The organism is Chryseobacterium taklimakanense, from assembly GCF_900187185.1.
In the GTDB taxonomy this organism is placed as follows: domain Bacteria; phylum Bacteroidota; class Bacteroidia; order Flavobacteriales; family Weeksellaceae; genus Planobacterium; species Planobacterium taklimakanense.
On record NZ_LT906465.1, the window covers coordinates 2014503 to 2029750 of the forward strand.

The following is a 15248-nucleotide window of genomic DNA, read 5'->3' on the forward strand; positions in this document are numbered from 1 at the left end:
ATGGAAAATCTATCAAACGGCAACCCACAGCCAACCAACAGTTTCGAAACCATTGCTATACGCGCACAGGCAGAAAGAAGCCAATATGGCGAACATTCGGTACCGGTTTACCTCACTTCGAGTTTCGTTTTTGATGATGCTGAAGATATGCGCGCAAGTTTTGCGGAGGAGAAGGAAAAAAATCTGTACAGCCGCTACAGTAATCCCAATACCAATGAGTTTATCGATAAAGTTGCAAAAATGGAAGGTGCTGAATCGGGGTATGCTTTTGCAACGGGAATGGCGGCCGTGTATTCCACCTTTGCAGCGCTGCTGAATTCGGGCGACCATATTTTAAGTTGTCAGTCAGTATTTGGCGCTACTCACGCACTTTTCACCAAATATTTACCAAAATGGAATATCGAAACTACTTATTTCAAGGCTGAAGACGCGGGAAATGTAGAAAATTTAATTAAACCCAATACCAGGGTTTTATATCTCGAGACGCCTACAAATCCGGCAATTGAGGTTTTAGATTTAGAATTTTTCGGAAAAATTGCTAAAAAACACCACCTTATTTTCATCGTTGATAACTGTTTTGCAACGCCGTATCTTCAGCAACCAATTAAATTCGGAGCAGATTTGGTTGTGCATTCCGCAACCAAACTTATCGACGGACAGGGAAGGGTTTTGGGCGGCGTAACGGTGGGACGGGCAGATTTAATTAAAGAAATTTATGCTTTTTCCAGATTAACCGGACCTTCGCTGGCGCCTTTTAACGCTTGGGTTTTGAGTAAAAGTTTGGAAACTTTGGCAGTTCGTGTGGAAAAGCACTGTGAAAATGCTCTGAAAGTAGCTGAATTTTTAGAAAACCATCCCAATGTGGAATTTGTTAAATATCCGTTCCTGAAATCGCACCCAAACTATGAAATTGCTCGAAAACAGATGAAATTGGGCGGAAACATCGTAGCATTCGAAGTAAAAGGCGGCATACAAGGCGGAAGGAATTTTCTCGATAAAATAAAAATGTGCTCGCTTTCAGCTAACCTGGGAGACACGAGGACCATTGTCACGCATCCCGCATCAACCACCCATTCAAAACTTTCTGATGAAGAGCGCAAAGAAGTTGGAATTTCTGCCGGACTGGTCAGATGTTCCGTTGGTTTGGAAAATGTGCAGGATATTATTGCGGATTTGAAGCAGGCGCTTGATATTTAATATTAATAAAATCATAACAGGATCTGAAAAAAACTCATTTTGCAGCCTGAAATTTTAAAGATGAAAAACCCACCAAAAAAAACCGACAGCCAACTCCTATATAAAGCGCTTTCAGAAAGAATTCTCGTTCTCGACGGTGCCATGGGAACTATGCTGCAGCGCTATAATTTTCAGGAAGAAGATTATCGCGGCGAACGCTTCAAGGATTGGGAATATGCCTTGAAAGGAAACAATGATTTGCTTTCTTTAACACAACCACAGGCGATTGAGGAAGTTCACCGCAAATATTTGGAAGCCGGAGCGGATATCATCGAAACTAACACATTCTCGGGCACAACCATCGCCATGTCCGATTATCACATGGAAGATTTGGTGTATGAACTAAATTTTGAGTCCGCAAAAATTGCAAGAAAAGTCTGCGATGAATTCACTGCTCTAAATCCGGATAAGCCCCGGTTTGTAGCGGGTTCCATCGGTCCTACCAACAAAACGGCGTCACTTTCACCCGATGTAAATGATCCGGGTTTCCGTGCCATCACTTTTGATGAATTGCGCATTGCCTACAAACAGCAGTCAGAAGCGCTTTTGGATGGTGGTGCTGATATTCTTCTTATTGAAACCATTTTCGATACCCTGAATGCAAAAGCCGCACTTTTCGCGATTGATGAAATTCAGGAGGACCGAAATATTCAGATTCCGGTTATGGTTTCGGGTACAATTACCGATGCATCCGGCCGAACCTTGAGCGGACAAACCGCAGAGGCATTCCTGATTTCTGTTTCGCACCTTAATTTATTGAGTGTAGGATTCAACTGTGCGTTAGGTGCGCAACAGCTTACGCCTTATCTGGAGACGCTTTCCCATAATTCTGATTTTTACATCTCTGCGTATCCAAATGCCGGATTGCCAAACGCTTTTGGACAGTACGACGAAACGCCGGAACAGATGGCGGAACAGATCCGCGAATATGCCGAAAAAAGGCTCATCAATATTGTTGGCGGCTGCTGCGGAACCACGCCGCCGCATATCAAAGCGATAGCGGATTTGGTAAAAGATTATGAACCAAGAAAGTTAAAAGAAACAGTAATTTAACAGGCAGAATTTTGAATTTTCCTTTTTTTTTTGGTTTTTTGTAATGAAAACTTTTTGAAATGAAAAAACCTTCATACTATAAAAATCAGGACGATGCAAAGCTTTTCAGCGAGCTTCGCACCCGCGTGAACGCACGCGTGGCAGAAATCCCCGGGAACCGCGACCGTCTGATTGTTGTGAAATCTGTGCTGTTGCCTCTTCTGTATTTCGGCAGTTACGCCGTTGCGCTTTTCAATGGGAATAATGCTGCCGTCTATATCGGCTGCTATGTTTTCATGGCAATTCTGCTGGTGCTTATTTACCTGAATTTAATTCACGAAGCCGCACATAACAATATTTTTAAAAATAAAAAACTGAACCGAGCTGTTCTGAAAATTTTTGACTTAATTGGTGCTAACAGCTATATTTGGGAACGCCGGCATATTGTGAGCCATCATGCTTATCCAAACGTAGACGGTTGGGATACAGACATCGAGCAGAGCGGCCCGATTCTGATTTACCCGCATGCAAAACCGAAAGGCGTACAGAAATACCAACACCTTTTTTTCTTTTTGGTATATCCGCTTTACCTTTTCAACTGGATGTTTATCAGGGATTTTCGCGATTTTTTCGATCCAAACAGAGTGATACAGAAGACAGGGGCAAAAATTCCGGTCAAAGAAAAAGTAAAGATGGTTGCCTTCAAGGTTTTTTACTTTTTCTATCAGATTGCAGTACCGGTTTTATTTTTTGAAGTTGCCTGGAACTTGGCTTTAGGAGCTTGGTTTCTGCAGATTCTTATAGCGAGTACGTTTGCACTTTTTGTCCTTCTTCCGCTGCATCCACTGCCGGATAACGAATTCCCAAAACTGGATGAGGCCGGTAATCTGCCTTATAGCTGGCTGAGGCATCAGTTTGAAGTCACCAACGATCTTACCGAAAATAATATGTTTATCCGTTTTGTCCTGGGAAATTTCAATTATCACGTGGCGCATCACCTATTCCCCAACATCAGCTATGAATATGCACATGAAGTAACGGACGAGATTAAGAAATTTGCGGCCGAAAATAACTTCAGGTACAAGCAGTTTCCGCTCTTTACAGCACTGCGAAAGCATTACGATCTGCTAAAAACCAACGCCACTTCCATCGGCGACGTGATGGAAGAAACTATGTAAAAAGGGATTTTTTCCTCTAAATTTTTTAATGAAATATTTAAAACTTTCCGGCCTCGAGCCGTTAATCATAACTCCGGAATCCAACTTCATCAATGTTGGCGAACGAACCAATGTTGCCGGTTCGAAGAAATTTCTTCGTTTAATTAAGGAAGAAAAATTTTCGGAAGCGCTTGATATTGCGAGACATCAGGTAGAAGGTGGCGCACAGATTCTCGATGTTAATTTTGATGACGGACTTCTTGACGGGAAATACTGTATGGTAAAATTCCTTAACCTAATTGCTTCAGAACCAGATATTGCCCGAATTCCAATCATGATAGACTCCTCTAAATGGGAAATTCTGGAGGCCGGCTTACAGGTCGTTCAGGGAAAATGCGTGGTGAATTCTATCAGTTTGAAAGAAGGCGAGAAGGAATTTGTCCGCCATGCAAAAACCATAAAAAGATATGGTGCTGCTGCGGTTGTGATGGCTTTTGATGAGGTGGGACAGGCGGATAATCTGGAACGCAGAATAGAAATTGCGAAGCGCTCCTATGATATTTTGGTGAATGAAGTCGGTTTTCCGCCGGAAGACATTATTTTCGATTTGATTATTTTCCCAGTAGCAACAGGAATGGAAGAACACCGCAGAAATGCCCTCGATTTCATTGAAGGAACGCGCTGGGTTAGGCAAAATCTGCCTCACGTTTCGGTTTCGGGAGGCGTTTCCAACGTTTCGTTTTCGTTCCGAGGCAATGATGCGGTGCGCGAAGCAATGCATTCGGTTTTCCTTTACCATGCCATCAAAGCGGGAATGAACATAGGAATTGTAAACCCGGCAATGCTGGAAGTTTACGACGAAATTCCAAAAGATCTGCTGGAACTGGTGGAAGACGTGATGCTCGACCGCAGAGCCGATGCGACGGAAAGATTACTGGATTATTCTGAAAAACACAAATCCTCCAAAAAAGAAATTGTGGAGGATCTGGAGTGGCGCAAAAACCCGCTTCAGGACAGGATTACGCATGCTTTAGTAAAAGGAATTGACCGTTTTATCGAAGAAGATGTGGAGGAGGCCAGGCAGAAAACCTCTCGTCCGTTGGATGTCATCGAAATCAATCTGATGACGGGAATGGGCGTCGTCGGCGACCTTTTCGGAAGCGGGAAAATGTTTTTGCCGCAAGTGGTGAAATCGGCCAGGGTGATGAAAAAGGCCGTGGCTTATCTGCAACCCTACATCGAGGCTCAAAAAGACACATCAAAGCCTGCTAATGGGAAGGTGTTAATGGCAACCGTTAAAGGCGACGTTCACGACATCGGAAAAAACATTGTTGCTGTGGTTTTAGCGTGCAACAATTATGAAATCGTAGATTTAGGGGTTATGGTTCCCGCGGAAAAAATAATTCAGACGGCGATTGATGAAAATGTGGATGTAATCGGTTTGAGTGGCTTAATCACACCAAGTCTGGACGAGATGGTTCACGTGGCGGACGAACTTCAGCGGCAAAATCTCAGCTTTCCTTTGATGATTGGCGGGGCAACGACTTCCAAAGCGCACACTGCGGTAAAAATTGATCCGAAATATGACAGTGCTGTGGTTCACGTCAATGATGCTTCAAGAGCGGTTGGTGTCGTGAGCTCACTGTTGAGTAGCCGGAATGGTGAATATGTTTCCGGTCTGAAAACAGAATACGCAGATTTTCGCGAGAAATTTTTAGCAAGACAGGTTGAAAAAGAATATTTGCCTCTAAAAGAAGTCCGTGCGCAAAAGTTTAAAATCGATTGGGGAAATGAAGAAATTTTCCTGCCTAAAAAACTTGGGATTCAGGTGATCGAAGACCAGGATTTGAACGAACTTCTGCCTTTCATCGACTGGTCTCCGTTTTTCAGGAGTTGGGAACTTCACGGCAAATTTCCGGAGATTTTGGATGATGAAATTGTTGGTGAACATGCCAGAGAGCTCTACGACGATGCCCAGAAAATGCTCAGGGATATCATTGAGCAAAAACTTCTTACAGGAAAGGCAATTTTCGGAATTTTCCCCGCAAATTCAGTGAATGATGATGATATCGAAGTGTATGATACTGACGGAAATGTCATTTCAACCTTCCATACTTTAAGGCAGCAGTTAAAGCGCTCAGAAGGCAAGGAATATTTTGCACTCGCAGATTTTATCGCTCCGAAAAATTCAGGAAAACAGGATTATATCGGGTGTTTTGCAGTAACCACCGGATTTGGAACAGACGAACTGGTTGCCAAATACAAAGCCAGCCACGATGATTATAACGCAATTATTGCCAAAGCACTTTCCGACCGTTTGGCAGAGGCGTTTGCGGAATACCTTCACTATAAAATCAGAACCGAATTTTGGGGTTATGCTGAAAACGAAAATTTGGACAACGAAGATTTAATCGCCGAAAAATATCTCGGTATCCGTCCGGCTCCGGGTTATCCTGCGTGTCCGGATCATTTGGAAAAGGAAACGATTTGGGATCTGATGAAGGTAAAAGAGAAAATCGGTCTGGAACTGACGCCGGGACTGGCAATGTTCCCAACTGCCGCAGTTTCCGGTTATTATTTTGCCAATCCAGGATCTAAATATTTCGGTGTCGGGAAAATTACGGAAGAGCAACTGGAAGATTACGCAAAACGTAAAAATGTGGATTTGGAATATGCGCGTAAATGGCTAAGACCGAATTTGGTTGATTAATTTCACGCAGAGTTCCCGGAGTACACAGATTTTTTTGAATACTAAAATGAAATTGTTTTTTCGGGTCGGTCACTGAAAAGTTGTGTCATTGCGTCAAAATACATCCGATAATAGAATCAGGGGAATTTTAATTTGTGCCCTGATAAACCTCAAGTCTTTGTGTTACAAAATAAAAAATGAAAATTACAGACCACATAAAAAAAGCCAACGGCAAAACCTTATTCTCCCTCGAAGTCATCCCGCCCACGAAAGGAACAGGAATCGAGGATTTATATAAAAATATCGATCCTTTGATGGAATTTAAACCGCCGTTCATCGATGTGACGACTTCAAGGGAAGAATATGTTTATATTGAGAAAGGAAACGGTTTGATGGAACGGAAAATTACGAGAATGCGGCCCGGAACTTTGGGAATTTGCGCCTCTATTCAGCATAAATACAACGTGGATACGGTGCCGCACGTGCTTTGCGGCGGCTTTACCAAAGAGGAAACCGAATATCTTCTGGTCGATTGTCTTTACTTGGGCATTGATAATGTGATGGCGCTGCGCGGCGATGCGATGAAGGGCCAAAACCAGTTTTTGCCAACAGAGGGCGGTCATCACCACGCGATTGATCTGGTGCATCACATCAATGATATCGGGCGAGGAAAATATTTGACCGATGAAAAACGCTGCGAAGAGGAAAACAAGTTCTGCATCGGAGTTGCAGGCTATCCGGAGAAACATATTGAAGCACCGTCCATGAACTATGACCTGCAAAAACTTAAAGAAAAAGTGGAGGCCGGAGCCGATTATGTGGTGACGCAAATGTTCTTTGACAACCAAAAATATTTCAACTTCGTAAAAGAAGCGAGAGAAATCGGTATTGAGATTCCGATTATCCCGGGAATTAAGCCCATTGCCACAAAAGGGCATCTGTCCATGTTGCCCAAAACTTTTAAAATTGATTTGCCGGAAGAATTAATTTCTGAAATTACGAAGGCAAAAGACAACACAGCCGTAAAACAGATCGGTATTGAATGGGCGGTTAAACAATGCCGGGAACTCCTTAATTTCGGTGTGCCGGTCCTGCATTTTTACTCGATGGGTAAAAGCGATAACATCAGGAAAGTTGCCTCCCAATTATTTTAAAAGTTTGCCGCAAATGCACAAATAATTCGTGAATTTGTGGCAAAATTTATAAAGTACGATGCCTTTCAAAAGGTTTGTTTCTGTCAAATAAATACCGGTAAGTCGCCAGTTTACGTGTGACGGTTGTGTCCAGACTCTCGGCTATTTTCATCATTTTTGGGTTGAAGTCGCCGATCCATTGAAGTTCTGTCACCTCGAAATCGGTGTGTTTTCGCAAATGTTTTGTGCCCTCCCAGATCATGTAGCCATCGATGCCCGTGCGCTGCCATTCGGGAACCACGCCAAAAACGATGCCTACCATTTTTGTGTTTTTTCTGACTTTTTTAACCCACAGGAATTTTAATTTTTCCCAAATACCGAATTTTCCGCGCAGGTATTTAAACCATTGGTTCAGGTCGGGGATGTTCATCCACATTGCAATAGGTTTCTCGTTTTCGTACACAAACCAGGAAATGTGCTCGTTGATGACAGGTTTCATGGCTTTGAACATTTTCAGCGTCTTGGCATATTCCATTTCTTTGCCGCCGCCGTGCTCTGCCCAGGCTTTGTTGTAAACTTCCGTAAAATCTTTTGCAAATTTTTCCAGCTGGTTTTTCTTCATCGGTTTTGCAGAAATAGCCGGATTTTTTGCATGTTTGGCATGCATCACTGTGAAAACGCGCGACACATCACCATGCACAGGACGGCTGTAGCAAAGTTGGTTGAAATAAATCTGGAAACCGTAATTTTCAAAAAGATCTTTGTAATAGGGCAGGTTGTAGTTCATTCCGTAAAGCGGCTCGTCAAATCCGTCAGTCACAATGCCCCAAAATTTATCGCGTTCCCCGAAATTGATGGATCCGTCCATGGCTTCCATGCCGCGTTCCTGGAGCCAATTTTTACAGAAATCAAAGATAAAATTCGCTGTTTCCTGATCATTAATACAGTCAAAGAAACCAATTCCACCAGTCGGCTGTTCCTGTTTGTATTTTTTATTTACAAAAACTGCAACCTTCCCAACGGTTTTATTTTGAATGTTCTTAAATAAAAATCGTTCACACTCGCCGGTTTTGAAAAATTTATTCTTTTTTTTGTCAAAAACATCTTGGATGTCTTTATTTAAAGGGCGGATGTAGTTTTTATCGTTTTTGTAAAGCCGTGGTGGAAATTCCAGAAATTCCCGTTTCTCAGCATCATTGGTAACCTTTACTGCATTCATTTTTCTGATTTTTAATACGTAGGGCAGTCCTGAACGTTCACATTCTCAAGATTTACCTCTTTATCATTAAGCTTAATTTTTACTTTCGGGAAATTTCCGTACAGGCAGTCGCTGGTCATCTCCTTAATGTTTCCTTCTTCTGCGGTAATTTTAATGCCGTTGCCTGAAATTTCGTAATTGTTTTCGCTAAAAATTAGCCTGTTCAGTTGATATTCTTTATCATCTATCATTACTTTACCGTTTTGAACTTTAGTATTGAAAGCGATCATGACCTGATTATTTTGTGTGAAAACCACTTTGCCAAGGTCAATTTCTTCATTTAAAGGTTTCACTTTTGGCGAAGGGTCTTTGGCGGAAATCAAGTTTGCGGAATCTGCTTTTACAGAATGGTTCACCACAGTTTGAGAGTTTGATTCAGCGCTTGTTTTAGCAATATTATTTTCTTCCTTTTTACAAGAAATAAAAAGGGCAAAAAACGACACGGAAAGCAATATCTTTTTCATTTTATAAAAATAAAACATTTGATTTTATTCAGAAGAGGCGAAACGAAAATATTAATTAAAAAACGATAAATTTGTAAGATTAATATTAGTGTATGATTTTATCAATGACCGGCTTTGGTAGAGCCGAGAGTGTTTTTGAAGGAAAGAAAGTCACCGTAGAAATAAAATCTCTCAACAGTAAAAGTTTTGATTTAAACGTAAGATTACCACTGCGCTATAAAGAGAAAGAATTCGATATCCGCAAGATTTTAAACGACGGAATCATGCGCGGAAAAGTGGATTGCTACATTAACTGTGAAACACTGGACGACTGCAATGATGTGAAAATCAACAGGGAACTTGTTAAATCATACATTAACGAATTAAGGAGCCTTGCCGACGATGCGCCGGAATTTGAGTACCTGAAAATGGCCGTTCGTATGCCGGAAGCCATTTCATCAAGACCAGATGAACTGGACGAAGAGGAGTGGAATTACCTTGCCGCTCTTTTGGATGAAGCCATTATGAAATTCACAGAATTCAGGAAAACGGAAGGCCAAAACCTTGCCTTGGAACTTTCAAAAAACATTGAAAGCATTAAAGGTTATCTGGCTGATGTTGAACCTTTTGAAGGAGAGAGGATCGCCCACATCAGGGAGCGTTATCAGGCAACTTTAAAAGAATTTGAAAATCTTGATGAAACCCGTTTCTATCAGGAAATGGCCTATTTTACAGAGAAACTTGATATCTCCGAAGAAAAAGTACGCCTCGCCCAACATTTGAAATATTATGTTGAGGTGATGGACAATGAAGAACTGAATGGCAAAAAACTTGGCTTCATCTCACAGGAAATGGGTCGCGAGATCAATACGCTGGGCTCAAAAGCCAACCACGCCGAGATTCAGAAACTTGTAGTAATGATGAAAGACGACCTGGAAAAAATCAAGGAGCAGACGCTAAACGTACTGTAATTTTGTTGGATGTGGTTTGAAAGTACGAAATTTTTTGAACCCTTGAACCACCTCAAACAATTTAAACAAAATTGAACGATTTCGAACAAAATGAATAAAGTGATCATCTTCTCAGCGCCTTCTGGCAGCGGTAAAACAACTTTGGTTAAATATGCATTGGAGCAGTTTCCCCAACTGGCTTTTTCCATTTCGTGTACCACGAGGCTGCCACGCGGAACGGAAGAAAACGGTGTTGATTACTATTTTATTTCTCCGGTTGATTTCCGGGACAGAATAGCAAAAGATGCTTTTGTAGAATATGAGGAAGTTTACGCCGATAAATACTACGGAACCTTAAAAAGTGAAGTAGAGCGGATTTGGAACGAAGGGAAAGCCGTAATTTTCGATGTGGATGTAAAAGGCGGGATTTCATTAAAAAATTATTTTAAAGATCAGGCACTTTCCATTTTTGTGATGCCACCTTCCGTGGAGGAACTGGAACGCAGGCTGGTGTTCAGGGCAACTGACGACGCTGCAACAATCAAAACCAGGATTGAGAAAGCTGAAGAAGAAATGAGTTTCCAAAAAGAATTTGATAAAACCGTGGTAAACAGCGATTTGGAGCAGGCTAAGAAAGACGTGAAAACCTTAATTGAGAATTTTTTACAACACTAATTCAAGGCAAAATTTGATATAAAAAATGAGTACAGAGACTTTAGATAAAACAAAAGACCAGCTACCGGTAAAGGGATTTTTAGATTTAAAAAATGTATTTATCCCACAGGGCGAAGAACTGGTGCAGGCAATTTTAGACCTTAAAAAGGAAAAAAATGCGGTGATTTTGGCCCACTACTATCAACCGGCAGAAATTCAGGATATAGCTGATTTTCTGGGCGATTCGCTTCAGCTGGCGCGTCAGGCAAAGGAGACCGATGCTGATATGATTGCCTTTTGTGGTGTACACTTCATGGCAGAGGCAGCTAAAATCCTGAATCCAACCAAAAAAGTAGTTCTTCCGGATCTGCAGGCGGGCTGTTCATTGGCTGACGGCTGCAGCGGCGAAGGTTTGAGGAAAATGCGCGAACAGCATCCTGGAGCGATGATCGCGACTTACATCAACTGTAATGCTGAAACTAAGGCTGAAAGTGATATCATTGTGACGAGTTCAAACGCAGAAACCATCATCAACGCTTTGCCAAAAGATGTTCCGCTGATTTTCGCACCAGATAAAAATTTGGGAAGATACCTGATGAAAAAAACCGGCCGCGAAATGATTCTTTGGGACGGTTCATGCATCGTGCACGAGGCTTTTTCGATGGAAAGAATCGCAAAACAGCTGGCAGAACATCCGGATGCAAAACTTATTGCGCACCCGGAAAGTGAAACGCCTGTATTGGATTTGGCACATTTCATCGGTTCTACTTCAGCACTTTTAAATTATGTTGAAAAAGATGAGGCGACGAAATTTATCGTGGCTACCGAAGAAGGGATTCTGCATGAAATGAGGAAACGCGCGCCACACAAAACGCTAATTCCGGCATTGGTTTTCGATGAAAGCTGCAACTGCTCGGAGTGTTTCTTCATGAAGCGCAACACGATGGAAAAACTTTATTTATGCATGAAGTACGAGCTTCCGGAAATTACGATGGATGAAGAACTACGCCAGAAAGCGCTGGTACCGATAGAAAAAATGCTGGAACTTTCGAAATCTATAAAGTAGAACGTTAAAGAGATTTTTTAAAAATTTAAATTAAAAAATTTCTCCCGTGAAATTACTGGAAATCAACAGGGCGGGCTTTAGCCCGTTTTTTTATTAACTTGTTTAAAAGGCTTCAGCCAAAAATTAAATATGCCAAAAATTATCATTGAGGATTTAAAAATATACGCGTATCACGGCGTTTTACCCGAAGAAACGAAAACCGGAACTTATTATCTCATCAACCTTGAGATGAATGTAGATATCTGGAACGCCACTGAATCTGATGACTTGAATGATACGGTCAATTACGCAGAAATCAATGAAATTATCCATACAGAAATGAAGATCCCGTCCAAGCTTCTTGAAAAAGTTTGCGGGAGAATTATCCACAAAATTCACGAAAAATTCCCACAAATAGAATCCCTGAAAATAAAACTGACGAAAACTTCACCACCGATGATGGGCGAAATGAAGGGTGTTTCTGTAGAATTTGAGAAGAAATTCTAAAGCCCGTCCATTACGTTCCGGATAATGCTGTACGAATTTTTCCGCGCTTCGTGATCGTAAATGTGCGAAGTGATCATGATTTCATCCACATCGAAACGCTCCTGGAAATTCTGAATTTGAGTTCTTACATTTTCCGGGCCGCCAATAAAACTGTAGCGCAGCATATTCAAAACATGCATTTTTTCGGCAGGATTCCAGTAAGCGTCCATATCATCAACCGGCGCCGAAAAAGGTTTCCTGTCGTCACGGATGATATTCACAAAAGCCATGTATAAAGTGTTGGCCAGCTTTTGCGCTTCGGCATCGGTTTCTGCAGCAATACCGTTTACACAGGCGATGATGTAAGGGTTCGGGAATTTTTCTCCCGGCTGATAATTCTCCCTGTAAATATTAAACGCCATATCCATCATCTGTGGGGCAAAATGTCCCGCGAAAGCGTACGGAAGCCCCAATTCCGCGGCAAGCCACGCGCTGTCTGTAGACGATCCCAAAACGTAAATCGGAATGTCGCAGTCCTCGCCCGGAATTGCACGTACCGGTGCTGTAAAATTTTCTGCAGAAAAATATTGCTGCAATTCCATAATCTGCCTCGGGAACTGTTCATTGATGATTGCCGGATTTCTGCCCAATGCCCTGGCGGTAACGCCGTCAGTGCCGGGAGCTCGGCCAACGCCCAAATCAATCCTCCCAGGGAAAAGTGATTCTAAAGTGCCGAACTGTTCTGCAATCACCAGCGAACTGTGATTCGGAAGCATCACGCCACCGGAGCCCACACGGATTGTGGAAGTGCCGTTGGCAATAAATCCAATCAGAACAGATGTCGCGGAACTTGCAATACTCGCCATATTGTGATGTTCGGCGAGCCAAAATCTTTTGAAATCTAAATTTTCAACGTGGCGTGCCAGGTCCAGGCTGTCCTGAAAGGTTTGATGTATGGTTTTATCTTTTTTTACAGGTGCCAGGTCGAGTACGGAAAGTTTGGGTTTTATCATTGTTACTTTTTCTTTAATTTATCAAAAAACGTCCATAATAAGCGGATTTCTCCATAGTCAAAATCATCAGGGAGCTCCTTTTTCCAGTCGTTGAGGTTATCGAACGATGCTATTTTATGAAGGCTTTCGAAAGTTTCTATTTTTTCTTTTGGGAGAATCCTCTTTAAATCTTCTTTTTTTAAAACTCCGGTTTCCGCAAATTTCGAGAAATGTCCGATGATTGTCGTGCTCAGAACGCCGCGTTCTTTAGCGATTTCGCCAATGGTCTTACCTTCAATGAACAGCTGCCATGTTATGATGTGGCTGGGGATTTTCGCGATTTTCGTTGAGATGTCCTTCCTGTCTTTTTCTTCAAATAAAGATTTATCTAAGAGCTGAAGGGTTTGTAGATCTTTCAAATAATCTTCCAGATCATCGAGGAAAGTGCGTGTATCTTCATTGTAAGCTTTCAGGCCGGTAACACCTTTGGTTTCTGCATAAAACTCCTTGAACGGATTGAAGATCTTCTCGTTGATATTGTTGAAGAAAAAGAGCACGGCGCCTTTGGCTTTGCTTTCAATTTCACTCCATTGCTCGTTTCCGTCTATGAATTTTTTAGTTTTTGAAACCAGAATCCGGTTGAATTTGTCGTAAATTTCGTTCAGATTTACCGATTCTTTTTTGATGATGAAATAAAGGTTTTTTGCCTTTTCATGATCGATTTTTTTGCTTTCGTTGGCAGATTTGTACCAGCTTTCTACCGAATTTGAAATCCATTTGCAATCCACCCGGTGCAGAATCTTTCCGATGCTGTAATCGTATTTTTCAGCACTTAAAATTTCTCCTATTTTGTCGTTTGCATTGGTGGAATCCTGAAATCCCGAGACGCGGCTGTCATTAAAAATAACATCGGGCGTAATCTTCGATTTTAAGACAATGCCTTCCATAGTCCTGCAGCGCGAAAGTGCTACGTAAACCTGTCCGGAAGCGAAGGATTTTCCCGCATCGATAATCACGCGGTCAAAAGTGAGCCCCTGCGATTTGTGAATCGTCACTGCCCACGCCAGCCGGATCGGGTATTGCTCGAAGCTGCCCAGAACCTCTTCCTTGATATTTTTTTCTGTGTCGAGGGAATAAACTTTCTGCTCCCAAATTTCTTTTTTCAGTTTATATTCTTCGTCGGAACCATCGATTTGCACGTAAATATCATCATCATCCAGGCGAATGACTTCTGCGAGTTTTCCGTTGAAATATTTTCTCTCGCTGCTGGCATCATTTCTTATGAACATAATCTGCGAACCCGCTTTCAGCTCCAGTTCCAGCTCGTTAGGATACTGATTTTCCCTGAAATCACCGGTAATTTTAGCTTCGTAGAAATATGACTTGCCGGGCAGGTTTTTCAGTTTTTGCTGATTGATCTGGTCGGCCATTCTGTTGTGCGAGGTCAGGTACACGTAAGGTTCTTCTTTGGGCTCAAAATCGGGATTGTACCGTGAATTCAGCAACTCAAAATCTATGTCCTGACGGTTTCCGTCGCGAATCGCATTGAGGATTTCGAGGAAATTTTCATCTTTCTGGCGGTAAACTTTGGTGAGTTCTATGGTGACGAGGTTCATTTCCTTCAGCGCTTTTGAGCTGAAAAAAAATGGGGATTCATAATATTGCGAAAGTATATTTTCATCGCGAACCACTGGTGGCAACTGGTATAAATCGCCGATGAAAAGCATCTGTACACCGCCAAATTTATTTTGGTTCCTGCGGATATGGCGCAGAGAAAAATCCATCATATCCAAAACATCTGCACGCAGCATCGAAACTTCATCGATGATGATGATTTCAATTTCCCGCAAAAGCTTGAGTTTATCTTTCCGATATTTGAAATGCTGCATCAGGTCAGAAATGTTATTGCCGAGATTGCCGTCGATGCGTTCCGTAGTCGGCAGAAAGGGGCGCAGCGGCAGCCCAAACATGGAATGGATGGTTACGCCACCGGCATTGATGGCCGCAATTCCTGTAGGTGCGACGACGATATGTTTTTTTCTGGTTTTGGTTACGAACTCGTTCAGAAACGTTGTTTTCCCTGTGCCTGCTTTCCCGGTGAGAAAAATGCTGCGGCTGGTGTGTTCGGCGAGTTCAAAAAGATGCTGGTTCATTTCTTCAAAAATAATGAAAA

The 15248-nt window shown here is 42.1% G+C and carries 13 protein-coding genes; 9 read left to right on the forward strand and 4 right to left on the reverse strand.

All coding sequences use genetic code 11. The features are described from left to right. The 5 genes from CKV81_RS09625 to metF all read left to right on the forward strand — a co-directional run bounded on the left by CKV81_RS09625 (nucleotide 1) and on the right by metF (nucleotide 7268). Complete coding sequence (locus tag CKV81_RS09625; RefSeq protein ID WP_095072813.1) at nucleotides 1-1197, forward strand: trans-sulfuration enzyme family protein; 1197 nt, start codon at nucleotides 1-3, stop codon at nucleotides 1195-1197. Nucleotides 1198-1257: 60 nt separating this feature from the next. Then, nucleotides 1258-2289, forward strand: coding sequence for a homocysteine S-methyltransferase family protein (locus tag CKV81_RS09630; RefSeq protein ID WP_095072815.1), 1032 nt, complete (start codon nucleotides 1258-1260; stop codon nucleotides 2287-2289). A gap of 59 nt (nucleotides 2290-2348) precedes the next feature. Beyond that, a complete protein-coding gene (locus CKV81_RS09635; protein WP_095072817.1) occupies nucleotides 2349-3446 on the forward strand; it encodes a fatty acid desaturase family protein in 1098 nt (365 codons plus the stop codon). Between the two features lie 28 nt (nucleotides 3447-3474). After that, nucleotides 3475-6135, forward strand: a complete 2661-nt coding sequence (gene metH, locus CKV81_RS09640) for a methionine synthase (RefSeq protein ID WP_095072821.1) — start codon at nucleotides 3475-3477, stop codon at nucleotides 6133-6135. 176 nt (nucleotides 6136-6311) lie between these two features. Next, nucleotides 6312-7268: a methylenetetrahydrofolate reductase [NAD(P)H] gene (gene metF / locus CKV81_RS09645; RefSeq protein ID WP_095072823.1), complete on the forward strand. Its 957-nt coding sequence runs from the start codon at nucleotides 6312-6314 to the stop codon at nucleotides 7266-7268. A gap of 46 nt (nucleotides 7269-7314) precedes the next feature. Here the strand turns inward: metF and CKV81_RS09650 are convergent, their stop codons facing one another. Both CKV81_RS09650 and CKV81_RS09655 read right to left on the reverse strand, forming a co-directional pair. Continuing rightward, nucleotides 7315-8466, reverse strand: coding sequence for a hypothetical protein (locus CKV81_RS09650; protein ID WP_095072825.1), 1152 nt, complete (start codon nucleotides 8464-8466; stop codon nucleotides 7315-7317). Nucleotides 8467-8477: 11 nt separating this feature from the next. Then, nucleotides 8478-8969 (reverse strand): hypothetical protein, encoded by a 492-nt coding sequence (locus tag CKV81_RS09655; protein ID WP_157727403.1) that lies wholly within the window; start codon nucleotides 8967-8969, stop codon nucleotides 8478-8480. 92 nt (nucleotides 8970-9061) lie between these two features. Between CKV81_RS09655 and CKV81_RS09660 the strand changes: the two genes are divergently transcribed. From CKV81_RS09660 to folB, 4 genes are all read left to right on the forward strand, one after another. Beyond that, nucleotides 9062-9919, forward strand: coding sequence for a YicC/YloC family endoribonuclease (locus tag CKV81_RS09660; protein WP_095072829.1), 858 nt, complete (start codon nucleotides 9062-9064; stop codon nucleotides 9917-9919). 90 nt (nucleotides 9920-10009) lie between these two features. Further along, nucleotides 10010-10573 carry a guanylate kinase gene (gene gmk / locus CKV81_RS09665; RefSeq protein WP_095072831.1) on the forward strand — a complete coding sequence of 188 codons (564 nt, stop codon included), beginning with the start codon at nucleotides 10010-10012 and terminating at the stop codon, nucleotides 10571-10573. Between the two features lie 25 nt (nucleotides 10574-10598). After that, nucleotides 10599-11618, forward strand: coding sequence for a quinolinate synthase NadA (gene nadA, locus CKV81_RS09670; RefSeq protein ID WP_095072833.1), 1020 nt, complete (start codon nucleotides 10599-10601; stop codon nucleotides 11616-11618). A 129-nt stretch (nucleotides 11619-11747) separates the two neighbouring features. After that, complete coding sequence (folB, locus tag CKV81_RS09675) at nucleotides 11748-12104, forward strand: dihydroneopterin aldolase (RefSeq protein WP_095072836.1); 357 nt, start codon at nucleotides 11748-11750, stop codon at nucleotides 12102-12104. On the opposite strand, the gene CKV81_RS09680 is transcribed toward folB, so the two are convergent. Beyond that, nucleotides 12101-13096 carry an LLM class flavin-dependent oxidoreductase gene (locus tag CKV81_RS09680; RefSeq protein ID WP_095072838.1) on the reverse strand — a complete coding sequence of 332 codons (996 nt, stop codon included), beginning with the start codon at nucleotides 13094-13096 and terminating at the stop codon, nucleotides 12101-12103. The genes folB and CKV81_RS09680 overlap by 4 nt on opposite strands. 2 nt (nucleotides 13097-13098) lie before the next feature. Then, nucleotides 13099-15228 carry a helix-turn-helix domain-containing protein gene (locus CKV81_RS09685; RefSeq protein WP_095072840.1) on the reverse strand — a complete coding sequence of 710 codons (2130 nt, stop codon included), beginning with the start codon at nucleotides 15226-15228 and terminating at the stop codon, nucleotides 13099-13101. Between the last annotated feature and the right edge of the window lie 20 nt (nucleotides 15229-15248).